The sequence below is a fragment of the Levilactobacillus zymae DSM 19395 genome (genome assembly GCF_001434115.1).
GTDB classification, from domain to species: Bacteria; Bacillota; Bacilli; order Lactobacillales; family Lactobacillaceae; genus Levilactobacillus; species Levilactobacillus zymae.
Genome location: NZ_AZDW01000034.1, coordinates 104,961 through 127,150 on the forward strand (window position 1 = coordinate 104,961; position 22,190 = coordinate 127,150).

Genomic DNA, 22,190 nt, shown 5'->3' on the forward strand with positions numbered 1-22,190 from the left:
TATTATGGAAACACAAATTTTTAAACCGGATCAAATCGAAGCGGCCGCGGCCCTCTTAAAGGCCGGCCAACTGGTGTCGTTTCCGACCGAAACGGTGTACGGCTTAGGGGCCGATGCCACGAACGAAGCGGCCGTTAAACAGGTTTACGCGGCGAAGGGCCGGCCCAGTGACAACCCGTTGATCGTGACGGTCACGGGACAGGCCATGGTCGAACAGTACGCCGAACCCTTGTCGGCCAAGGCCCAAGCGTTGATTGACGCCTTTTGGCCGGGATCGTTGACGTTGATTCTAAACCTGCAACCCGGTAAGCTGTCTAAGGCCGTCACCGGGGGCTTGTCCACGGCGGCCTTCCGGAACCCGGCCAACCAGACCACGCTGGCGTTGATTCAAGCCGCCGGCGTGCCCATCGTGGGACCGTCCGCGAATACCTCGGGTAAGCCGAGTCCGACCTTGGCCCAGCACGTCTACCACGACCTGAAGGGAAAAATCGCCGGCATCGTGGACGATGGTCCCGCTCAGGTGGGGGTCGAATCCACGATTTTGGATTTGACCGCCGACGTGCCGACCATCTTACGGCCGGGCGCGGTCACCGAAGAAGACCTCGAACCCGTGATTGGGACGGTCCGGTCGACCCATCATAAGGTGGGCAAGACCGAAGTTCCGAAGGCCCCGGGGATGAAGTACAAGCACTACGCGCCGAACGCGCAGGTGTACATCGTGGATCACGAAAGTGATTGGCCGGCAGCCTTGGCTTGGGCCCAGGCGCAAGCTTACCCGGTCGGCGCCATGGCCCTCGACCACGTGTTGGCCGCCAACCAGTTACCGGCCAACGTGGAAGCCTACACGTTAGGCCCCGACCTGGCCAGTGCCAGTCACCGGTTGTTTGCCGGCTTACGGCACTTTGACCTGGAGTCACCGGTCAAGGGCATCCTTACGCAAGGGTTTGCCGATAGCGGGTTAGGTGCGGCCTACATGAACCGGTTGAACAAATCGGCCGGTCAGGTGCATTTTCAACGATAATCAAGTTTAACGCACGAGGCGATTTGCCGGGTCAAACCGGAAAAATCGCCTTTTTTGCGTTTAAAACGGGTAAGTTACCGAAAATAGGGGAATAAAGTCCCTTTTTCCGGATAAATTTGCTAGAATGGAGATTATCATACAGCCCAGGAGGAATTGCCCTTGAACTATCAAACAGAAGATCCGGCCCTGTGGGGGGCCATCGCCCAAGAAGAGCAACGTCAAGAGGACACCATTGAACTCATCGCTTCGGAAAACATTGTCAGTCACGCCGTCCGGGCCGCCCAGGGGTCGGTCCTGACCAATAAGTACGCCGAGGGTTACCCGCAGAAGCGTTACTACGGGGGCACGCAGTACATCGACGTGGTGGAACAACTCGCCATCGACCGGGCCAAGCAATTGTTTGGCGCCGAATACGCTAACGTGCAACCCCACTCTGGTTCCCAGGCCAACCAAGCCGTGTACGCGGCCTTCCTGAAACCGGGAGACGTGGTCTTAGGGATGGGCTTAGACGCCGGGGGTCACTTGACTCACGGGGCCAAGGTCAATTTCTCCGGGAAACTCTACCAAAGCTACAGCTACGGGTTGAATCCGGAAACGGAACTGTTAGACTACGCGGCTATTCGGGACTTAGCCTTGAAATTAAAGCCTCAGATGATCGTGGCCGGCGCCTCGGCGTACTCGCGGATCATCGACTGGCGGGCGTTCCGGGACATCGCCGACGAGGTGGGGGCTTACCTGATGGTCGACATGGCCCACATCGCGGGGCTGGTGGCCGCGGGCTTACACCCCAGTCCGGTGGGCATCGCCGACGTGGTGACCACCACGACGCATAAGACCTTGCGGGGACCACGGGGCGGCTTGATTTTATCGCAGGCCCAGTACGCCAAACGACTGAATTCGGCGGTCTTTCCGGGCACCCAGGGCGGCCCCCTCGAGCACGTGATTGCGGGGAAGGCGGCCGCTCTTTTCGAAGACGCGCAACCAGCCTTTACGACCTACGCGCAACAGATCATCACCAACGCCCAGGCCATGGCCGCTGAATTTAGTCACGCGGCGCACCTGCGGGTCATCTCGGGCGGGACTGATAACCACCTGCTGACGTTGGACGTGTCCCAGACGGGCTTAAACGGTAAGCAGGCCCAGGACTTACTCGATACGGTCATGATTACTACTAATAAGGAAGCAATTCCGAATGAGACCTTAAGCCCGTTCAAGACGTCGGGCATCCGGTTGGGGACCCCCGCTGTGACGACCCGGGGCTTCACGGCGGATGATTGCCGTGAGGTCGCCCGCTTGATCAGTCAGACATTAAGTCAACCGACCGACCAAACTAACCTGGATGACGTTCGGCGGCGAGTTCACGCGCTGACTCAGGCGCACCCCCTAAGCGTTTTACCCTAGAAATTACGAAAAAGCGATTTCATTCCTAAAAAAATCCGCTACGCGCTGGTAGTTAATGGTACAATTGTAAGAAATACCAAAGGAGCGTTTATTCATGGGGAAGTTTCAAGTACTCGACCACCCGTTGATTCAACACAAACTGACGATTATTCGTAACAAAAACTGCGGTACCCGCAGCTTTCGGGAAGTGGTTAACGAGATCTCAACGTTAATGGCTTACGAAGTTTCGCGCGACATGCCATTACAAGACAAGGTCATCGAAACGCCAGTTGCTAAGATGACGGCTAAGGAATTGGCTGGGAAGAAAGTTGCAATTGTGCCAATTCTGCGAGCTGGAATTGGCATGGTCGATGGGATTCTTGAATTGATTCCTGCCGCTAAGGTGGGCCACATTGGGATGTACCGGGACGAAGAGACCCTACAGCCTCATGAATATTTTGTTAAGTTACCGTCCGACATCGATCAACGCCAGGTTTTCGTGGTGGACCCGATGTTGGCCACGGGGGGCTCAGCAATTATGGCGATCGACGCGTTAAAGAAGCGTGGCGCTAGCAACATCAAGTTTGTTTGCTTGGTCTCCGCACCGGAAGGGGTCAAGGCCTTACAAACCAAGCACCCGGACGTAGATATTTATACGGCGGCATTGGATGACCATTTGAACGAAGATGGCTACATCGTGCCGGGACTCGGGGATGCCGGGGACCGTTTATTTGGGACGAAATAAATCTAAAGAGGGGATTCGGCAAGTTTTGCCGGGTCTCTTCTTTGTTTTTTCAACGACCTAATGACGGTGGTGCAACGAATCGTCACGACTTCGCCTGATTGCGCACGCAAATAGCCTTTGCAAACGGTCACATTGCCGCTATGACCGAATATCTTGGTTTAAGTCGAAGATGACAGAGCTGTTATATTTCTGTGAAAATTGTTTTGTTTTTTAGGGCAATTGGTGGTATCATTTCCAGTGTATTTGAATGGAGCGCTCGCTTCGTTCACTATTCCGTAGAATCCAGGTGTTTAGCGGGTTTTGCCGGTCGCTAATATTTGGAGGATACGTCCATATAGTGTGAAAAGAGGTGATATTCGGTGAATGATGGTCCAGTTTCGACCTTCCAATTTCTAGGATTGACATTTAGTACCGCAAATGTCGTTTCTGGGTTAGTTGTTTTTCTTTTAGTGGTGGCGGTCGTGTTCTTTACGTCACGGCATTTAGCCATGAAACCAACTAAGGGACAAAACTTTCTGGAGTGGCTGATTGAATTTACCAATGGGATTCTGAAGGGATCAATTCCTTCTAATGAAGTTAGCGGGTTTGGACTTTACGGGTTTACCCTGTTTCTGTTCCTCTTCCTCTCTAACCAACTGGGGTTATTTCTCCAATTGACGTTCCATAACGCTACCATCGTCCGCAGTCCAACGTCTGATCCAATCGTGACCCTGACGTTCTCACTGATGACGTTAATGTTAGCGCAATTCGCAGGAGTTCAAAAGCTGGGGTACAAGAAGCACTTTACTAACTACCTCAAGCCATTTGTCTTCTGGTTGCCAATTAGTATCTTCGAAGAATTCACGAATTTCCTAACGTTAGGTCTTCGTATCTTCGGGGTGATCTTCTCTGGTGAAATGTTGTTAAAGCTGATCTGGGGTTTGGCAACGTCTCACGGCATCGCAACAATGATTGTCGCAGTTCCAATTGAAATGGTCTGGCAAGGGTTCTCTGCATTCTTGGGGGCCATCCAGGCGTTCGTCTTTGTTACGTTGTCGTCAGTTTATATTTCTCAAAAGCTTGAAGTCGAGGAATAAAAATTTTTTTCTAAATTTAAGGAGGAAACACACATTATGGGAGCTATTGCAGCTGGTATCGCTATGGCCGGAGCCGCTATTGGTGGTGGTGTCGGTGATGGTATCGTTATTTCTAAGATGCTTGAAGGGATGTCTCGTCAGCCTGAACTGTCAGGTCAATTACGGACGAACATGTTCATCGGTGTTGGGTTAGTTGAAGCCATGCCTATCATTGCCTTCGTTGTGGCTTTGATGGTTATGAACAAGTAATTGAACTTATTTCTCATTATTTGACAGTAAAAGGAGGTGTCAATAGATGCTCTCACATTTAGTAGTTGGTTCATCGCTTTATTTTGGTGATTCCTTATTCTACGCCATCTGTTTCTTACTCTTGTTGTGGATTGTTAAGGTCTTGGCTTGGAAGCCAGTCACGAAGATGATGCAAGACCGGGCCGACAAGATCTCCAGTGATATCGATTCCGCGGAAAAATCCCGGACCGAAGCCGCTGGGTTGGTGGAACAACGGCAGACCGCGTTAAATGCGTCCCGGGGTGAAGCCCAAACGATCGTCCAAAATGCTAAGACAAATGGTCAGCAACAACGTGATCAGATCATGGCGCAAGCCCAAACTGACGCCCAAACGTTAAAGGCCAATGCCCAAAAGGACATTGCCCAAGAACGTGAAGACGCTTTGGCGGGTGCGCGGAACGATGTGGCGGACCTATCTATTGAGATTGCTTCCAAGATCATTCAAAGAGAATTAAACGCTGATGACCAAAAGGCATTGATTGATTCTTACATTGAAGGGTTGGGGAAGCATCATGAGTCTTGATAGGACAACTGTAGCTAAACGCTACGCACGCGCATTATTTGAATTGTTGTCCGAAAAAGACCAACTGGAGGACGGTTATACCGAACTTCAGCAGCTTCGACGTGTCTTCCAGGACAACCCACAATTGGGTACTGTACTCTCAGACGCTAGTCTACAGGCTGCCGACCGGGAAAAATTGGTGGGTCAACTGACCAGCCAAGCTTCCCCGTACATTAAGAACTTGATCCAAATGGTTTACGATTACGGCCGCATGGACGTGATGGTTGCCATCATCGATCAGTTCCAGGCCCTGTACGACGAAAAGCACCACACGATTTATGCCCACGTGACGACCGCGGTCGATCTTTCTGCTGAGCAAAAAGACCAAATTGCCACGGCATACGCCCAACGGGTCGGTGCTCAGAAAGTTATTTTAGACAGTCAAGTCGACCCAACGATTCTTGGCGGTGTGATCGTACAATCCGCCGGCATGATTCTTGATGGGAGTCTTAAGACGAAAATCAACAAGTTGCGACGTCAACTGTTGGCATAATAAATCTGTAGGTAAAGAGGTGAAACTTTCATGAGCATTAAAGCTGAGGAAATCAGTACTCTAATTAAACAACAATTAGAAAACTACGAAGATGAACTCTCAGTTGAAGAAACTGGTACGGTAACTTACGTTGGTGACGGGGTTGCCCGGGCCCACGGCTTGGACAACGCCTTACAAGGTGAGTTGCTTTTATTTGATAACGGGGTTTATGGGATGGTCCAAAACCTTGAAACCAGTGACGTTGGTATCGTTATCTTGGGTGATTTCACTGGAATTACCGAAGGCGACACCGTTAAGCGGACTGGTCGAATCATGGAAGTTCCCGTTGGAGATCAATTAATTGGCCGGGTTGTTAACCCGTTAGGTCAACCAATTGACGGCAAAGGGGACATTAAGACTGATAAGACACGGCCAATTGAACATAAGGCACCGGGTGTTATGGACCGGCAAGGGGTTAGTGAACCTCTGCAAACCGGGATTAAGGCCATCGATGCTTTGGTTCCAATTGGACGTGGTCAGCGTGAATTAATCATCGGTGACCGGAAGACCGGGAAGAGTTCCATCGCGATCGATACAATCATTAACCAAAAGGATCAAGACATGATTTGTATCTACGTGGCCATTGGGCAAAAGGAATCCACCGTGCGGTCTCAAGTAAATACGCTGCAAAAGTTTGGCGCCATGGATTACACCATTGTTGTATCCGCCGGCCCATCCGAACCAGCGCCATTGCTGTACATCGCGCCTTATGCCGGTGCAGCCATGGGTGAAGAATTCATGATGAACGGCAAGCACGTGTTGATCGTCTACGATGATTTAACCAAGCAAGCCGATGCTTATCGTGAACTTTCTTTGATTCTTCGGCGGCCACCAGGTCGTGAAGCCTACCCTGGGGATATCTTCTACACCCACTCCCGTTTGTTGGAACGGGCTGCGAAGTTAAACGATGAATTAGGTGGCGGGTCAATGACTGCCTTACCAATCATCGAAACCAAAGCCGGTGACGTTTCCGCTTATATCCCAACCAACGTGATTTCCATCACCGATGGTCAGATCTTCTTGAACAGTGATTCGTTCTATTCAGGGGTTCGGCCAGCCATGGATGCCGGGACTTCAGTTTCCCGGGTTGGTGGGGACGCGCAGATCAAAGCCATGAAGAAGGTTGCCGGGACCTTGCGGTTGGACTTGTCCTCCTACAAGGAACTGGAATCCTTCGCCCAATTCGGGTCTGACTTGGATGCTGCCACCCAAGCGAAGTTAGCACGGGGGGCCCGGACCGTGGAAGTCTTGAAGCAAGGCTTACACGAATCCGTTCCCGTTGCTAAGGAAGTTGTGATTTTGTTTGCGTTAACGCACGGTCACCTCGACAAGCTCGAAGTTGCTGACGTGTTACGCTACCAAAACGAGTTATTTGACTTTATGGACAGTTCGCATAAGGATCTCGAAGACTCGATTGCTAAGACCGGGAACTTGCCAGAAGGCGACGCCCTGGAAACGGCAATCAAGGAATTCGATCAGACTTTCCAACCGTCCAAGCATGAGTCCGATGCTGCGGCCAATAACTCTGAAAATTAAGATTGCTTGAAGGAAGGATGGTGAGGAACAATGGCTGAATCGATTCATGACGTTCAACGTCGGATTAACTCGACTAAGGCAACCCGCCAAATCACGGCGGCCATGCAAATGGTCTCGACGGCGAAGTTAAATAAGATTCAGAAACACGCGACTGGTTACCAAGACTACGTGTCGAAGGTTAAGGCAGTTGTGATGCACCTTTCGCAGTCTCATCTGTTGGATAATTCCTCAAGCAACCTGCAGTCAGACCGTCCAGTGAAGAAGACCGCTTATTTGATCATTACCTCGGATCGAGGCATGGTGGGGAGCTACAACAGCAGTGTGCTGCGGGATGCTAACCGCTTTATCGAAGAACGGACGCCCAACCAAGACGACTACATGATTCTAGCCGTCGGGGGAACCGGGGCGGACTTCTACAAGCATCGGGGCGTCAATGTGGCTTACGAATATCGCGGGGTCAGCGATGTCCCAGAATTCAACGAAGTTCGGGAAATCGTGAAGACCGTGACCACGATGTTCGACAACGAAGTGTTCGATGAACTCTTCGTGTGCTACAACCACTTTGTGAACCGGATTTCATCCCGTTTTCGGGCTGAAAAGATGCTGCCGGTCGACAAGGAGACCTTGTCGAGCGACGCAGCTAAGGATACGCCGACTAAGCCGTTGACTGCCGAATACGACACCGAACCTTCGGAAGAAGAAGTGTTGCAGGTGGTCTTACCGCAATACGCGGAAAGTTTAGTTTATGGTGCGATTCTGGACGCTAAGACTTCTGAACATGCATCCAGCACCAATGCGATGCAATCAGCCACGGATAACGCCGATGATTTGATCGGGACGTTGCAACTGCACTACAACCGTGCACGGCAAGCAGCGATCACCACTGAAATCACCGAAATTACCGGTGGGCAAGAAGCCTTAAGTAAATAATGACGGGAGGAATTAACGAATAATGAGTACTGGTAAAGTTGTTCAAGTTATCGGACCAGTCGTTGACGTTGAATTCCCATTAAACGATGAATTACCTGATATCAACACCGCCTTAAACATCAAAAAAGATGATGGTAGCGTGCTGGTAACCGAAGTTGCCTTGGAATTAGGTGACGGGGTTATGCGGACGATTGCCATGGACGGGACCGATGGACTTCGCCGGGGCATGGAAGTAGAAAACACGAAAGCTTCTATTTCCGTTCCCGTTGGTGATGACACCTTAGGTCGGGTGTTCAACGTTTTAGGGGAACCAATCGACGGCGGTGCCGAATTTGGTCCTGATGCCGAACGGATGCCAATTCACCGTGACGCACCAAAGTATGACGAATTAAACCCAACGACCGAAATCCTGGAAACCGGGATCAAGGTTATCGACTTACTCGAACCTTACGTTCGTGGTGGGAAGATCGGGTTGTTCGGTGGTGCCGGTGTTGGTAAGACCGTTTTAATTCAGGAATTAATTCATAACATTGCCCAAGGCCATAACGGGATTTCCGTCTTCACCGGTGTTGGTGAACGGACCCGTGAAGGTAACGATATGTACTGGGAAATGAAGGGTTCCGGTGTTTTGAAGCAAACCGCCATGGTTTACGGACAAATGAACGAACCTCCTGGTGCCCGGATGCGGGTTGCCTTGACTGGATTGACCATCGCGGAATACTTCCGGGATGTTAAGGGCCAAGATGTGCTGTTGTTTATCGACAACATCTTCCGGTTCACCCAAGCCGGTTCTGAAGTTTCGGCCTTGTTAGGTCGGATTCCTTCAGCCGTTGGGTACCAGCCAACGTTAGCCACTGAAATGGGTCAGTTGCAGGAACGGATTACGTCGACTAAGAAGGGGTCTATCACCTCGATCCAAGCCGTCTACGTGCCTGCCGATGACTACACCGACCCGGCGCCAGCCACGACTTTCGCCCATTTGGATGCCACGACCAACTTGGAACGTTCTTTAACGCAACAAGGGATTTACCCGGCCGTGGACCCATTGGCTTCAACGTCAACGGCCTTGGCCCCAGAAATTGTCGGTCAAGAACACTACGACGTGGCGACGGACGTGCAACACGTCTTACAACGGTATCACGAACTGCAAGACATCATCTCCATCTTAGGGATGGACGAATTGTCTGAAGAAGAACAAACGATTGTTAACCGGGCTCGGCGCATTCAGTTCTTCTTATCACAACCATTCTCCGTGGCTTCTCAGTTTACCGGGATGGATGGGAAGTACGTGAAGTTGGAAGATACGATTCGGAGTTTCAAGGAAATTCTTGATGGGAAGTACGATGACCTCCCAGAAGATGCTTTCCGGAACTGTGGGAGTATCGAAGACGCTGTGGCGAAGGCTAAGCAAATGAACGAAGCGCTCGAAAACAACTAGGGAGGGATTCTAATTGGCTGATAATGCATCAGTTTTATCCGTTAGTATCGTCACTCCCGATGGTCGTGTGTACGACAACCAGGGGACTTTCTTAGCCGTGACGACTAAGCTAGGTCAACTGGGGATCATGCCCAATCACGTGCCCGTCATTTCTTCTTTGGAAGTTGACGTGGTGCGGGTCAAGCATGATGATGAAGAAGACAAGATTGCCGTTAACGGTGGCTTTCTGGAATTCTCCAACAACACGGCTACCATTGTTGCTGACAGTGCGGAACGTCAAGATGACATTGACGTTGCGCGGGCTGAAAATGCTCGGCAACGGGCCGAAGCGACCATCAAGAAGGCGCAAGCCGCTCACGATGCGGACAATTTGGCACGGGCACAGGTTGCTTTACGGCGGGCTGTTAACCGAATCAATGTGGCCAAGCACTAAATTTTTAACTAAAACGGTAATCTCCAAGCGAGGTTACCGTTTTTTTAGTCCCTTAAATTTCAGGCCGATAGGTAACTTGAATAGTTGAATAAGATGCAGCTAAATCACTAATCAACTTATTGGTAAATGTAATATTACAACTGCCGATTTTAAAGGAATCGCGGGGACAGGGCGCACAAATTATGCTATAGTTAATGGGAATGTTTGGGAAGGATTGAGCTGATGAAGTTACTTGGCATCCAAGGAATTTTAACCATTATTAGTCATTTGAGTTTTATTGCGCTGGCCTTTTGGGCGATTTCAGCGCTGCATATCGAACGATTGATGCCATTTAACCCCCGGCAGGCACGGGTTTTGATTGTGATGCTGGCCGTGGCAGTAGGCTTTGGCTGCAGTTCATTTTTCCTGGACTTCATTAACAATGTTCGTAATCTGGGCTACCTGGTGCGGTAGACCCATCAAACTTCTGGAGGTATCCCATGGAAAAAATCGTTGTTCATGGTGGGAACCGCTTATCTGGTGTTGTCCACATCGAAGGCGCTAAAAATGCCGTTTTGCCAATCCTGGCAGCGTCCATCTTGGCACGTGATGGGGTCACACATTTAGCAAATGTTCCGGTTCTATCTGACGTTTACACGATGAATAAAGTGCTGCGGTTCTTAAACCTAACCGTAGATTTTGATGAAGCAAACCGACAAATTACGATTGACGCAACCAAACAATTGTCGAGCGAAGCGCCCTTTGAGTACGTCTCAAAGATGCGCGCCTCGATCGTGGTCATGGGACCACTTTTGGCGCGGTTGGGTCATGCCCGCGTCGCCTTACCCGGTGGTTGTGCCATTGGGACGCGACCTATCGACCTGCATTTGAAGGGGTTAGAGGCCTTGGGTGCGCGCATCGAACAGCATGATGGCTACATTGAAGCCTTTGCGGATCACTTGACGGGGAGCCACATTTACCTGGACTTCCCAAGTGTTGGGGCCACCCAAAACATCATGATGGCGGCTTGTTTAGCCCAGGGGACGACCGAAGTCGATAACGTCGCTCGCGAACCCGAAATCGTGGATCTGGCCAACGTCTTGAACAAGATGGGGGCCCACGTTCGCGGTGCCGGAACCGAAACGATTCGGATCGAAGGGGTCAGCGCCATGCACGGGACGGACCATAACGTGGTTCAGGACCGGATCGAAGCGGGGACTTTCATGGTTGCCGCGGCGTTGACGCACGGTAACGTGTTGATTCAAGACGGCATTGTGGAACACAACAAGCCGTTGATTTCTAAGCTACAAGAAATGGGTGTGCAGGTCACCGAAGAAACCGATGGGATTCGGGTCATTGGACCGGCCACGCTCCAACCAACTGATGTGAAGACCTTACCTTATCCGGGTTTCCCGACGGACATGCAGCCGCAGATGACGATTTTGCAGTTGGCGGCTGAGGGGACCAGTACCATGACTGAAACCGTCTTTGAAAACCGTTTCATGCACCTCGAGGAACTCCGGCGGATGAACGCCCAGTTCCAGATCAATGGCCGGACGGTCGTGATGCACGGTCCAACCGATTTCAACGGGGCCGAAGTGGCGGCGACCGACTTACGGGCCGCCGCGGCCTTAGTCTTGGCCGGCTTAGTCGCCGACGGGTACACGCAGGTCACGAACCTGAAGTATCTCGATCGGGGGTATTACGATTTCCACAAGAAGTTAACGGCGTTGGGGGCGGAAGTTAAGCGAATTACCGTTCCGGATAACGATGCCGTGGTGTTACAGAACAAGCGGATTAATAACGAAGTTTAAACAACTGAGGGTGGCGTAAAGCCGCCTTTTTTCTATGCGCCGGACAAACCGTTTAGAGTTCAGGTGGATTATGGTATAATGAAATGTTGAAAATTGGCATTTAAAATCAGGAGGAAAACAATAGTATGGCGAAAGACATTGGAATTGATCTGGGGACCGCGAACGTTTTAATTTACGTGGTCGGTAAGGGCATCGTATTGAACGAACCCTCAGTGGTGGCGATTGATACGAAGACCGATAAGGTATTGGCAGTGGGATCCGAAGCCTACCGGATGGTGGGACGGACGCCCGGCAACATCCGGGCGATTCGGCCGTTAAAGGACGGGGTCATTTCCGATTTTGATATTACCGAAGCCATGCTTTCCTACTTCATTAATAAACTAAGCGTTAAGGGCTTCTTATCCAAGCCGAACATCATGATCTGTGCACCAACGAACATTACCGAAATCGAACGGAAGGCCATCATTCAGGCGGCCGAAAAGTCCGGCGGGGCCAAGGTTTATCTGGAAGCCGAACCTAAGGTGGCCGCTTTAGGTGCCGGGATGGACATTTTTAAGCCATCCGGCAACATGGTCATCGACATGGGTGGGGGAACTAGTGACATCGCCATCCTGTCGTTAGGCGATATCGTGGCCAGCCAGTCGATTCGCGTGGCGGGGGACCGGATGAACGCGGAAATCGTCAACTACCTCAAGCACAAGCACAACCTGATTGTCGGGGAACGGACGGCCGAAACCATTAAAATCAAGATTGGGACGGCCTACCCGGAACCGGGCAACGACAAGAAGACCATGGCGGTCCGCGGGCGGGATTCCGTCTCGGGGATGCCGACCGAAACCACGATCACGGCGACGGAAGTAGAAGAAGCCATTCACGATTCTGTGGACCAGATCATCGAAGCGGCCAAGACCGTTTTGGAGACCACGCCCCCGGAACTGGCAGCCGACATCATCGACCGGGGCATCATGCTGACCGGTGGGGGTGCGCTGTTGGACGGTATCGACAAGCTCTTCTCCGAGAAGCTGACCGTTCCGGTGATCATTTCCGAAGACCCGTTAGATAACGTGGCCAAGGGAGCCGGCGTCTTGCTGGAACACATGAACACCAAGGTCGCAGAACAGAACAACTAGCGTCAAACAAAGGGGGTCGTTAAATGCGGCGATTATTGATGGGGCTGGTCCGCGGGTATCAACGCTGGATCTCCCCCCTGTTTCCACCTACCTGTCGGTACTACCCAACGTGCTCGACCTATACGCTCCAAGCGCTGGCCAAGCACGGGGCATTTAAGGGGAGTCTCATGGGAATCGCTCGAATTTTACGCTGTCACCCCTTTGTCCACGGTGGGGTCGATCCGGTGCCGGATCACTTCACCTTGCGCCGCAACGTGGCGGCAGAACGCGCCTATCGTCGAGAAATGGGATTAGATGATCAGTCGCGGACCACAACCAAGTAAAAGGAGAGTCGGCATGAGTAAACGAGAAAAGGCGGTCCAGGTGACCGTAGACGAACAAAAATTACCTGATGGCACGACGATGTCGGTGTTGAAGATTGGCAAGGAAACCATCGGAACGGTGCAACCCTTAGCGGACCGCTTCGAAGCCCAATTGACGGACGGCGACGTCTACCACGTCAAGACCGTTGATGAAGGCGTGGAAGTCCTCTTACGGGATTACCACCTGCACCAAGGATAGTAAATTTTGGTAAAATTGGCCGGAGTGGAACGTCGAAGTTCCCTGCGGCCTTTATAATAAAGACAAAATCTTGAGTTTGATTAAGGAGCAATCATCGTGGCAAAAAATGCGACAAGACAACAAGATGAAGTGGACTCCCGGATTGACTGGGGGGTCATCTTCTGTGTGCTGATGTTGGCTTTGATCGGTTTGGCGTCGATCTACGTGGCGGCAACGCACGATTCGAGTGCGACCAGCATTACGTCGGCCGTGGTTTCCCAACTGGCCTGGTACATCATCGGGACGATCGCGATTGTAATTATTATGCAGTTTGACTCCGAACAGCTGTGGCGGGTGGCCCCGCTACTCTACGGCATTGGGCTGTTCCTGTTACTTTCCGTGCTGATCTTCTATAGCCGGGCGTACTACCTGAACACGGGGGCCAAGAGTTGGTTTGCGATTGGACCGTTGACCTTCCAACCCTCCGAAGTCATGAAACCAGCCTTTATTTTGATGCTCGCCCGGGTCGTGGCGGACCACAATAACCAGTTTCCGGTTCACACGTTCAACTCGGACTGGCGGTTGATCGGGAAGGTCATCTTATGGACGTTGCCCGTGGCCGTGGGCTTAAAGCTCCAAAACGACTTTGGGACCATGTTGGTGTTCTTCGCCATCGCCGGAGGGGTTATTTTGGTTTCCGGGGTGACCTGGAAGATCCTGGCGCCGACGTTTGGGGTCATCGCCGTGGTCGGTGGTGGCGCCCTGACGTTGGTGACCACCAGTTGGGGGCGGAAGATCTTGGAGAAGGTCGGGTTTCAGGCCTACCAATTCTCCCGGGTCGACACTTGGTTACACCCGTCAGCCGATACGTCTAACCAGGGGTATCAACTCTGGCAGAGTATGAAGGCCGTGGGGTCCGGGAGCATCTTCGGGACCGGGTTCAACACCTCCCACGTGTACGTGCCCGTGCGGGAATCCGATATGATTTTCTCCGTGATCGGGGAAAACTTCGGGTTCATCGGGGGCTGTGTCTTGATTTTCTTGTACTTCCTGTTGATCTACCAAATGATTCGTGTGACCTTCGATACTAAGAACGTCTTTTACGCCTACATCTCGACCGGGGTCATCATGATGATCCTCTTCCACGTGTTCGAAAACATCGGGATGAGTATTGGGCTGTTACCGCTGACCGGGATCCCGTTGCCCTTCGTGAGTCAAGGGGGGTCGGCATTGATTGGAAATTTGATTGGGATTGGTTTGATCATGTCAATGCGGTATCATTATAAGAGTTACATGTTTAGTCGTAACGAATCGTTTAAATAAAGGAGCTTTTGGAATTATGAGTGAAATGGTAAAGTATTTCTGGACTAAGGCGACGACTGACGGAACCCGGATCGGGTTGACCACGGAAGGCCAAGACGAATTGGGAACCATCAAGTTTGCGAAGTTGCCAGCAGTCGGTGATCAGATCAAAAAGGGCGACAACCTGCTGAACGTTGAAGCGGATAAAGCCGTCTCAGATATTCCAAGTCCCGTTACGGGAAAGGTCACGGCCGTTAACCCGGCCTTAGCCGATAGTTTCGATGCGTTAAACGGTAGCGATACGGATGCCGCTTGGTTTGTCGACGTACAAGAAGACTAAACCGAAAAGTCACCGGGTCAACTCGTCAGAGTTGGCCCGGTTTTTCTTTTCTCCCGGGAGTCGGGTATAATGGATATAGTGGATCGAAAATTTAGACCTTAATGAAATCATCCAGTACAGTTAAGGGGAATGGAGTGAGTCACGTGACGGAAAAAAACGTTTTTCACATTAACGGGTATTTAGGGTTGATTATCGTCTTGGCCCTATTGATCGCGGGCGGTTACTGCCTCTTATTGGCGGGGGGCGCCATGGTCTTAGGCGTGCTGCTGATTGTAATCGCTGTCTTAGCGGCCAGCAGTCTGACGATCATCAGTCCCAACCAGTCGAAGGTACTGACCTTCTTTGGCCGCTACATCGGGACCATCCGGGAAGCGGGGTTGTATCTAACCGTACCGCTGACCAATAAAACCACGGTTTCTCTGCGAGTCCGTAACTTTAACAGTGCCATCCTGAAGGTCAACGACTTACAGGGGAATCCCGTGGAAATTGCGGCGGTCATCGTGTTTAAAGTCGTGGATACCAGTAAGGCCTTGTTCGCGGTCGAAGACTACGAGCAATTCGTCGAGATCCAAAGTGAATCCGCCATCCGGCACGTGGCCTCCGAATACGCTTACGATAATTTTGGGGATGGCGAAGCGTTGACTTTGCGGAGTAATCCCACCGAGGTGTCGGACCACTTGACCGAAGAGCTCCAAGAACGGTTGAACGTGGCCGGCGTTAAGATCATCGAAACGCGGTTGACCCACCTGGCTTACGCCACCGAAATCGCTTCGGCCATGTTGCAGCGGCAACAATCGCAAGCCATTTTGTCGGCCCGGAAGATTATCGTCGAAGGGGCCGTGTCAATCACCGAGGGCGCGATTAGCCGGCTAGCGTCCGAGACCGACCTGGATTTAACGGACGGTCAGAAATTACAATTGATCAATAACATGATGGTTTCCATCATTAACGAACGGGGCTCCCAACCGGTGATCAACACGGGTAAGGTCGAGTCATAGTCAAGATAACGGAAAATATTGGAGGATTCTTTGATGGACGAGCAGATTGAGACGTTACAGCAACACTTACAGGACTTGCGGCACCAGCTCCACGCCGGGACGGTGTATCAATCGTTGGGCAACCGGATCGGGCAACTGATCGACGGCGTGCACCGGCAGCGCCGGACCCCGATTGCCTTACCGGACGAACGGGATGGGATTCGTGACCTGTTAAAAGACGTCAGTCAGGGGCTAGAAGGGGATCGGGAGGTTCACCTGACCCTAGCCGAACTCGATCACTTGCTCCAGCATCTGCGGTCGACCAATCCTAAAATCCGGTATCTGGGCGTTCATTTTACGCTTTACGACGCGCTCGAAGACGGGGTCTTTTCGGCGGCTCAGATTCAGTGGTTGGTCACCCAACTCTTACGGGACGACCGGTTGTTTGACCACATCCTAGAACCCAGCAACCAGGGGGTCTACGGCCGCTCGGCAGCGACGTCGTTTCTAGCGACGCTGATCCATTACAGTAACGACCACCCCAAGCTGGTGCAACTGGACTACGACGAAATCGTGGTCAAGGTCGCCACTTACATCTGTCTGGAAACGGACACCAGGGGGTTCATCAACCAGCAGGGGTGGGCGCACGCGTTCACGTCCATCACGGAATTACTGACCACGTTAGGCGACGGGGTTCAGTTGACCCGCGCGGATAAACTATTTTTGATGGTCACGTTGTTGGAACGGTTCAAACGGTTGACGACCCCGTTGATTTACGGGGAGACGGAGCGCATGGGCGGCTATCTGGTCCTACTGACTAACCGGCACCCCATCTATGAATCGGCCTGTCTGACCGCGTTGAAGCAGTGGCGCCAGCAGGTCGCCTTACACCGGCGCGCCACGGAAACCGCAGCCGGGTGGAATCAATTCTATAACCGCCGGCGCTTACTCGATGCCATGCGCCTCCAACGGGACCTTTCGCCGCAGATTCGGGCGTATTTATCCTCCGCGATTGATTTTTTAGCATAAAGATATACTAATATTTTTTGAGAAATGGTATACTGAAGGCTAACCGAAATACACACGTAAGGATGAGTGACATCATGGAAAAAAATAAGTTACACGTCGGTTTATTATTCGGTGGAAATTCCTCCGAGCACGACGTTTCGAAACGGTCGGCTCGCAACATTTACGACGCAATGGACAAGACGCGTTACACGGTAAGTTTGTTCTTACTGACCCGTGACGGCTTTGTGTTGAGCGATGCAGCCTCCCAGCGGGTCTTCAACGGTGAAGACGAAGCCACGGTGGCGGCAGAGGAACAAGCCAAGATCGATTCGGCAAATCCATTGGCACCCATTTGGAATCTCTCGCAAGCGAAGGACATTGATGTTTTCTTCCCAATTATCCACGGTAATTTGGGCGAAGACGGGACTATCCAGGGGCTTTTCCGGTTGTTGAAAAAACCCTATGTTGGTAGTGACGTCTTAGCATCAGCCACGTCCTTTGATAAGGATCGGACCAAGCAAGTCTTGACGGCTAACGGTATTCGGAATACCAAGTACGTCGTTGTCACCCCCGCTAACCGCGACGCGATGGACTACGCCACCGTTCAGGCTAAGCTGGGGACCGATGTCTTCATTAAGCCCGCCAACCAAGGCTCTTCGGTGGGGATCCACAAGGCCAGCAACGAACAAGAATACCTGGACGGGTTAGAAGACGCGTTCCGGTACGATTACAAGGTGCTGGTGGAAGAAACCATTTCGGGCTTGCAAGAAGTCGAGATTTCCATTTTGGGTAACGAACATCCCCAAGCCTCGAAGCTCGGGGCCATCCGGGTACCGGAAAAGGACGTGTTCTACGACTACAACAACAAGTTTGTGGACGCCAGTGGCGTGACCTTTGAAGTGCCCGTGCAATTACCAGCCGCTTTAGCCGAAGAAATCACCACGATGGGCCTACAGACCTACGCGGCGTTAGGCTTAAAGGGCATGGCGCGGATCGATTACTTGGTCTCCAAGGACAATGTGCCGTACGTGGGTGAGGTCAACACCTTACCTGGCTTTACCAACATCAGCCTGTACCCTCAACTCTGGGAGGCTTCCGGAATCAGTTACACGGAACTGATCGACCGGCTGATCGACCTGGCCATTGCGGAATTCAACCGTGAAGACCGGTTGGCTTACGACTTCGTGCCGTTAGACGACAATTCGGCCGCTTCAACGTATCAATTGAAGAAGTAGACGAGAAATTCGAGTCGGTGAGACGCTTTGGCGGACTCATCGGCTTTTTTTGTGGGGAGATGGGAAGTTGCGAACGAAACGACAGGAACTTTACCGGGCATGGCACTGGGGCTTAACGGCACCGCGCCTGTTGGCCGGCTGGACGGGATTGATCGCGGGGCTCGGACTGTTGCGCTGGGCGGGGCAGTTTGCGGGCTGGTCGGTCGGCTGGTTACTCGTCATCGGGGCCGAACTCGGCCTAGCGGTCTGGCAACTACGCCAACTCGCGCGGGTCTATGGGGCTCAATTGGCGCTGAAGACCGGTTGGCGGCGCTGGGGGACCGGGCTGGGCTTAGGCGTTAGTCTGGGCCTGTTGAGCCTGCCTTGGGGCCTCTGGGGCCTGGGGAGCCGGTTGCTGGTCCGTTTACGGTTGCCGGCGGCTTGGGTCAACTGGGTGGGCCTACACCGCCACGGCTTGGCCGGCATCGTGGTGGTGGCCTACCTGGTCCTATTGGCCTACAGCCTGATCTGGGGACCGCGACACTGGCGGGTGACCCGCCAGGGCGGTACGCCGCGGCAGATGCTGGGGAGTTTGCTGGTCTTGGCTGGCGGGATGGCCCTGTGGTTTTTGGGCAGTTGCTTACTGGTGGTCCTGAACCGGCAGTTAGCAACCACCCTGACGGGGACCGCAATCACCTGGCTAACGGCCGGCTCACTGGGGCTGATCCTGGGGGGCTACACGTTAGTTAGCCTGTTAGGGACGCTCACGGTGGTCTGGAGTTGGTGCGGGCAACCGGCGTTACCGGTTGCGCCGCGCTGGCCTCGGACCAGTGGCTGGGGGCTGGTGCTGGTCTGGCTAGTGGTCAGCGGTGGGGTCATCACCCAGACCTTACAGCAACCGCGGTTGCAGGCTACCGTTTTGATCAGTCATCGCGGCGTGGACCGGGGAGTCGGGGTGCAAAATACCCTGGGCGCGTTACGCCACGTTAGTCGCCAGCATCCCCGTTACGTGGAGATGGACTTACATGAGACGCGCGACCATCAGTGGGTGGTCTTGCATGACGAGAACCTCCGGGAGTTAGCGGGGGTGAACGTGACGCCGCACCAGTGGACGTTACGGCAGTTGACGCGATTGACGCTCCACGAACACGGCCAACGTGCGCGCTTAGTGGGGTGGGACCAGTATCTGCGCACGGCCGAACGGTTACACCAGCCGTTATTGGTGGAGCTCAAAACGACGCCGACGGATTCGGCGGGGATGGTGCGCCGCTTTGCCCAGCGGTACGGGACGCGCTTGCACCGGGACCATTCGGCGGTCCATTCGCTGGATTACCGGGTCGTGGCGGGGCTCCGCCGGGATAGTCCACAACTGCGGGTCGGCTACATTACACCGTTTAATTTCGTTGCGCCGGCCTCGGTTCCCGCCGACTTTTATTCTTTCCAGCGCCTATCGGTCAGCGACCAGTTTATTCAGGCGGCCCACCGGGCTCACGCGCCCGCTTACCTGTGGACGCCCGACACCCGCTTAGCGATGACCCAAGCCTGGGCTCTCGGGGCGGACGGCCAAATTACTAATCAGGTGAGTCGGCTGCGCCACGTGGTAACCCAGCGACCGTCTGCGGCGATGTGGGCGGTGCTCTGGAATTTTACGTTAAGCTATATTTGAATGAGCAAGCAATTGACTAAATGGATAAAATACGAACATTACGAAAAGGTTGAGCAATCCGGTTAATGCGTATCAAGCGGGTTATGTAAAAATGATAAAATGGTATAGATAGATTAAAGTTCATTAATAAAGCGCCATATTACTTGTGTTTCCGGCTGAATCACTTATTATTATAATTAATGATAAAGCGATTGGGGACTGCTGATAAGCACTTATTGGTAAGACACAAAGAAAGTTATGTTAATATATTAATTTCTTTGTAGATAAACGTTCGTCTTTATCAAGAAACTGTTGATTACCAGACAAGTTTTCAGAGGAGATATGAGATGCGCTTACTAGGGGACAAGCTCAAACAATACCGCAAGCAAAAGAATTTATCGCAACAGGAATTAGCCGAAGGCATTTGTACGCAAGCCACGGTCAGCCTCATGGAAAAGAAGAATAAGGTGCCGAGCATTAAGATCATTCTACAGATCTGTCGGCGTCTGAACGTGTCGTTGGAGGACATTTTAGCCGGCATGGGGAGCGGGCTGGATGATCAATTTAGCCGAATTTCACGGGCCGTGCGCTTTGGCGACTACCACGGGGCCGACCGGTTGCTCGACCAGATGGACATGGGCAGCGTGCAAAACGCCTTTGACCGGGAACGTTACCACTACTACCGGGGCTTTGTCGAAATCGGGGCCCGGCAACGGCCCGACGAAGCCATTTTCCACTTCAACCTGTTGCTCCATCGCTCGTACCGCATGCCGTGGGATCTCTACGCCATCGTGGGGAACGTGGGGATGGCCGCGGCGTACTTAGAACGCAAAGAATACGAGAAGGTCCACTATTACTTACGCGAAGCCATGACGTATCTGGATAGTTACGAATGGCACGAAGAAGAGGAATTCAAGCGGTTGGTGTGGGCCCGGTACCGCATCGCACAGCTGTACCTGCAGTTAGAACAACCGCAACTGGTCAACGAAAACGTGGAGGCCGCCTTACAGGTGGTCAAACAACAAGATTCCTTGTACCTGATTGATGTTTTGTACGAATTAAAGGGCCAAGCGGAACAGGCACTGTTGGCCACGACGGCGGCTAAACGCAGTCTGGCGATTGCCCAGACGCTGGCCGTGGTTACGCACAACGTGGCCTTACAACAACGCTTAGGGCAAACCGTGGGGTCCTTGCTGCCGGACTAACGGGAGTCAACGTCCGTTAAAAAGACGACCGCTCAGAAGGGGAAACTTCTGGGTGGTCGTCTTTGAGTAGTTGCCGTTAATTTTCAACAAAAAAACCGGTTGAGGGACGACCCCTCGACCGGTTGAATAATGGCTGGTTAGTTTTGTGTCGTGGCCTTGGCGGGCTTGTTGTTGAGATCCGTCCGAACCACAATCACGTCACAGATGGCGGTCCGTGTCACGTATTCTGTGACGGACCCGATTAAGAGTCGTTCGACCGCGTTAAGTCCGGTCGCCCCAATCATGATGAGGTCAGTATCGTTATCCCGGGGAACGTCACGGGCAATGATCGTCTTGGGTGCCCCGTATTCGATGGCGTAGTCAATCTTTTCCAGACCATCGGCTTTGGCATCCGCAACGTACTTGTCTAACGTCTTTTTCGCCGTCTCGGTCACTTGTTCCACCATACTGGTATCGAAGCTCGAGATGTTTTGAAAAGCGCGGGTATCGACAACGTGAACGAGATGTAAATCAGCATCGTTACGCTTAGCCACGGCAACGGCTTTCTTGAAGGCTAATTCGGCTTCGTAAGAACCATCAACGGGGACTAAAATGTGCTTGTATTGTTGTAACATATATATTCACCTCTCATTACTTGATACTTTCATGATACGTTATTTGACCTGAAATAAAAAGTAAAATGGCAAAAAAGAGGGAAAATTTGTAACCGGTTACTCGCCCTTGGGGAACCAGTGGACCAGAATCAACTGTAAGCTGATGATGGCGATGACCCCGACCAAGAGGATCATGGAAATGAAAATAAAGTTATTCATGATCGTGGCGATGGCCGAAACGAGACCAATCACCATAAGCACGATGCCGCCCCCCGTCAGGACGTGACTGAGCGCCGGCGTATTTTCGGGATGGAAGACTAAAAAGGATTTTTGGCGGTGACTGAAGAAGTACCAGCCCAGACCAAAGGACAGTAGGGTGTAACAGATCATTAATATCGTAATTGCCACGGGAACGTTTCCTCCTTGAGTAGACACGTTAAGCTGAAAACTAGTTTACTAGTCCGGCCGGGTTTGCGCAAGCCGCCGGGCGGGCAAAAAGAAA

25 protein-coding genes are annotated in these 22,190 nt (G+C 52.3%); 23 read left to right on the plus strand and 2 right to left on the minus strand.

What is annotated here, in order from left to right:
* Positions 1-4 precede the first annotated feature (4 nt).
* The 23 genes from FD38_RS08415 to FD38_RS08525 all read left to right on the plus strand — a co-directional run bounded on the left by FD38_RS08415 (position 5) and on the right by FD38_RS08525 (position 21,095).
* Entirely contained in the window at positions 5-1,021 is a 1,017-nt protein-coding gene (locus tag FD38_RS08415) for an L-threonylcarbamoyladenylate synthase (RefSeq protein ID WP_057733194.1), read from the plus strand.
* Between the two features lie 159 nt (positions 1,022-1,180).
* On the plus strand, positions 1,181-2,422 hold the full coding sequence (gene glyA, locus FD38_RS08420; protein WP_057733196.1) for a serine hydroxymethyltransferase: 1,242 nt from the start codon (positions 1,181-1,183) through the stop codon (positions 2,420-2,422).
* A 94-nt stretch (positions 2,423-2,516) separates the two neighbouring features.
* Entirely contained in the window at positions 2,517-3,146 is a 630-nt protein-coding gene (gene upp, locus FD38_RS08425) for a uracil phosphoribosyltransferase (RefSeq protein ID WP_057733197.1), read from the plus strand.
* Between the two features lie 359 nt (positions 3,147-3,505).
* Entirely contained in the window at positions 3,506-4,222 is a 717-nt protein-coding gene (gene atpB, locus FD38_RS08430) for a F0F1 ATP synthase subunit A (protein ID WP_057733199.1), read from the plus strand.
* 36 nt (positions 4,223-4,258) lie between these two features.
* A complete protein-coding gene (gene atpE / locus FD38_RS08435) occupies positions 4,259-4,471 on the plus strand; it encodes a F0F1 ATP synthase subunit C (protein WP_024746921.1) in 213 nt (70 codons plus the stop codon).
* A gap of 46 nt (positions 4,472-4,517) precedes the next feature.
* Complete coding sequence (atpF, locus tag FD38_RS08440; protein ID WP_057733201.1) at positions 4,518-5,033, plus strand: F0F1 ATP synthase subunit B; 516 nt, start codon at positions 4,518-4,520, stop codon at positions 5,031-5,033.
* Positions 5,023-5,565, plus strand: coding sequence for an ATP synthase F1 subunit delta (gene atpH, locus FD38_RS08445; RefSeq protein WP_057733203.1), 543 nt, complete (start codon positions 5,023-5,025; stop codon positions 5,563-5,565). The genes atpF and atpH overlap by 11 nt, the downstream gene beginning before the upstream one ends.
* A gap of 30 nt (positions 5,566-5,595) precedes the next feature.
* On the plus strand, positions 5,596-7,140 hold the full coding sequence (gene atpA / locus FD38_RS08450) for a F0F1 ATP synthase subunit alpha (protein ID WP_057733205.1): 1,545 nt from the start codon (positions 5,596-5,598) through the stop codon (positions 7,138-7,140).
* A 30-nt stretch (positions 7,141-7,170) separates the two neighbouring features.
* A complete protein-coding gene (locus tag FD38_RS08455; RefSeq protein ID WP_057733207.1) occupies positions 7,171-8,070 on the plus strand; it encodes a F0F1 ATP synthase subunit gamma in 900 nt (299 codons plus the stop codon).
* Between the two features lie 22 nt (positions 8,071-8,092).
* Positions 8,093-9,508, plus strand: coding sequence for a F0F1 ATP synthase subunit beta (gene atpD, locus FD38_RS08460; protein ID WP_057733208.1), 1,416 nt, complete (start codon positions 8,093-8,095; stop codon positions 9,506-9,508).
* 13 nt (positions 9,509-9,521) lie between these two features.
* Positions 9,522-9,941: a F0F1 ATP synthase subunit epsilon gene (locus FD38_RS08465; protein WP_057733209.1), complete on the plus strand. Its 420-nt coding sequence runs from the start codon at positions 9,522-9,524 to the stop codon at positions 9,939-9,941.
* 222 nt (positions 9,942-10,163) lie between these two features.
* A complete protein-coding gene (locus FD38_RS08470) occupies positions 10,164-10,394 on the plus strand; it encodes a DUF1146 family protein (RefSeq protein ID WP_057733211.1) in 231 nt (76 codons plus the stop codon).
* A 26-nt stretch (positions 10,395-10,420) separates the two neighbouring features.
* A complete protein-coding gene (murA, locus tag FD38_RS08475) occupies positions 10,421-11,734 on the plus strand; it encodes a UDP-N-acetylglucosamine 1-carboxyvinyltransferase (RefSeq protein WP_057733214.1) in 1,314 nt (437 codons plus the stop codon).
* Between the two features lie 125 nt (positions 11,735-11,859).
* Positions 11,860-12,864 carry a rod shape-determining protein gene (gene mreB / locus FD38_RS08480; protein WP_057733215.1) on the plus strand — a complete coding sequence of 335 codons (1,005 nt, stop codon included), beginning with the start codon at positions 11,860-11,862 and terminating at the stop codon, positions 12,862-12,864.
* Between the two features lie 23 nt (positions 12,865-12,887).
* Positions 12,888-13,187, plus strand: coding sequence for a membrane protein insertion efficiency factor YidD (yidD, locus tag FD38_RS08485; protein ID WP_057733217.1), 300 nt, complete (start codon positions 12,888-12,890; stop codon positions 13,185-13,187).
* Positions 13,188-13,200: 13 nt separating this feature from the next.
* Positions 13,201-13,425, plus strand: coding sequence for a DUF2969 domain-containing protein (locus FD38_RS08490; protein WP_057733219.1), 225 nt, complete (start codon positions 13,201-13,203; stop codon positions 13,423-13,425).
* Positions 13,426-13,521: 96 nt separating this feature from the next.
* Positions 13,522-14,727, plus strand: coding sequence for an FtsW/RodA/SpoVE family cell cycle protein (locus tag FD38_RS08495; RefSeq protein WP_057733221.1), 1,206 nt, complete (start codon positions 13,522-13,524; stop codon positions 14,725-14,727).
* Positions 14,728-14,743: 16 nt separating this feature from the next.
* Positions 14,744-15,046 (plus strand): glycine cleavage system H family protein, encoded by a 303-nt coding sequence (locus FD38_RS08500; protein WP_057733222.1) that lies wholly within the window; start codon positions 14,744-14,746, stop codon positions 15,044-15,046.
* A 143-nt stretch (positions 15,047-15,189) separates the two neighbouring features.
* Entirely contained in the window at positions 15,190-16,044 is an 855-nt protein-coding gene (locus FD38_RS08505) for an SPFH domain-containing protein (RefSeq protein ID WP_057733224.1), read from the plus strand.
* A 33-nt stretch (positions 16,045-16,077) separates the two neighbouring features.
* Positions 16,078-17,052, plus strand: coding sequence for a DUF2785 domain-containing protein (locus FD38_RS08510; protein WP_057733226.1), 975 nt, complete (start codon positions 16,078-16,080; stop codon positions 17,050-17,052).
* 74 nt (positions 17,053-17,126) lie between these two features.
* A complete protein-coding gene (locus FD38_RS08515) occupies positions 17,127-18,266 on the plus strand; it encodes a D-alanine--D-alanine ligase family protein (RefSeq protein WP_057733228.1) in 1,140 nt (379 codons plus the stop codon).
* Positions 18,267-18,333: 67 nt separating this feature from the next.
* A complete protein-coding gene (locus FD38_RS08520) occupies positions 18,334-19,911 on the plus strand; it encodes a glycerophosphodiester phosphodiesterase (RefSeq protein WP_057733230.1) in 1,578 nt (525 codons plus the stop codon).
* Between the two features lie 326 nt (positions 19,912-20,237).
* Positions 20,238-21,095: a helix-turn-helix transcriptional regulator gene (locus FD38_RS08525; RefSeq protein ID WP_057733232.1), complete on the plus strand. Its 858-nt coding sequence runs from the start codon at positions 20,238-20,240 to the stop codon at positions 21,093-21,095.
* Positions 21,096-21,232: 137 nt separating this feature from the next.
* On the opposite strand, the gene FD38_RS08530 is transcribed toward FD38_RS08525, so the two are convergent.
* Together FD38_RS08530 and FD38_RS08535 are read right to left on the minus strand one after the other, a co-directional pair.
* Positions 21,233-21,709, minus strand: coding sequence for a universal stress protein (locus tag FD38_RS08530; RefSeq protein WP_057733234.1), 477 nt, complete (start codon positions 21,707-21,709; stop codon positions 21,233-21,235).
* A gap of 96 nt (positions 21,710-21,805) precedes the next feature.
* On the minus strand, positions 21,806-22,096 hold the full coding sequence (locus FD38_RS08535; protein ID WP_057733236.1) for a hypothetical protein: 291 nt from the start codon (positions 22,094-22,096) through the stop codon (positions 21,806-21,808).
* Between the last annotated feature and the right edge of the window lie 94 nt (positions 22,097-22,190).

Bases quoted from the DNA above. Each gene is read 5' to 3' on its own strand.
- FD38_RS08415 (WP_057733194.1), top strand. From the start codon at position 5: ATGGAAACACAAATTTTTAAACCGGATCAAATCGAAGCGGCCGCGGCC.
- FD38_RS08515 (WP_057733228.1), top strand. From the start codon at position 17,127: ATGGAAAAAAATAAGTTACACGTCGGTTTATTATTCGGTGGAAATTCC.
- FD38_RS08490 (WP_057733219.1), top strand. From the start codon at position 13,201: ATGAGTAAACGAGAAAAGGCGGTCCAGGTGACCGTAGACGAACAAAAA.
- mreB (WP_057733215.1), top strand. From the start codon at position 11,860: ATGGCGAAAGACATTGGAATTGATCTGGGGACCGCGAACGTTTTAATT.
- FD38_RS08455 (WP_057733207.1), top strand. From the start codon at position 7,171: ATGGCTGAATCGATTCATGACGTTCAACGTCGGATTAACTCGACTAAG.
- atpH (WP_057733203.1), top strand. From the start codon at position 5,023: ATGAGTCTTGATAGGACAACTGTAGCTAAACGCTACGCACGCGCATTA.
- atpA (WP_057733205.1), top strand. From the start codon at position 5,596: ATGAGCATTAAAGCTGAGGAAATCAGTACTCTAATTAAACAACAATTA.
- yidD (WP_057733217.1), top strand. From the start codon at position 12,888: ATGCGGCGATTATTGATGGGGCTGGTCCGCGGGTATCAACGCTGGATC.
- atpE (WP_024746921.1), top strand. From the start codon at position 4,259: ATGGGAGCTATTGCAGCTGGTATCGCTATGGCCGGAGCCGCTATTGGT.
- atpD (WP_057733208.1), top strand. From the start codon at position 8,093: ATGAGTACTGGTAAAGTTGTTCAAGTTATCGGACCAGTCGTTGACGTT.
- murA (WP_057733214.1), top strand. From the start codon at position 10,421: ATGGAAAAAATCGTTGTTCATGGTGGGAACCGCTTATCTGGTGTTGTC.
- FD38_RS08530 (WP_057733234.1), bottom strand. From the start codon at position 21,709: ATGTTACAACAATACAAGCACATTTTAGTCCCCGTTGATGGTTCTTAC.
- FD38_RS08500 (WP_057733222.1), top strand. From the start codon at position 14,744: ATGAGTGAAATGGTAAAGTATTTCTGGACTAAGGCGACGACTGACGGA.
- FD38_RS08525 (WP_057733232.1), top strand. From the start codon at position 20,238: ATGCGCTTACTAGGGGACAAGCTCAAACAATACCGCAAGCAAAAGAAT.
- atpF (WP_057733201.1), top strand. From the start codon at position 4,518: ATGCTCTCACATTTAGTAGTTGGTTCATCGCTTTATTTTGGTGATTCC.
- upp (WP_057733197.1), top strand. From the start codon at position 2,517: ATGGGGAAGTTTCAAGTACTCGACCACCCGTTGATTCAACACAAACTG.
- FD38_RS08510 (WP_057733226.1), top strand. From the start codon at position 16,078: ATGGACGAGCAGATTGAGACGTTACAGCAACACTTACAGGACTTGCGG.
- FD38_RS08470 (WP_057733211.1), top strand. From the start codon at position 10,164: ATGAAGTTACTTGGCATCCAAGGAATTTTAACCATTATTAGTCATTTG.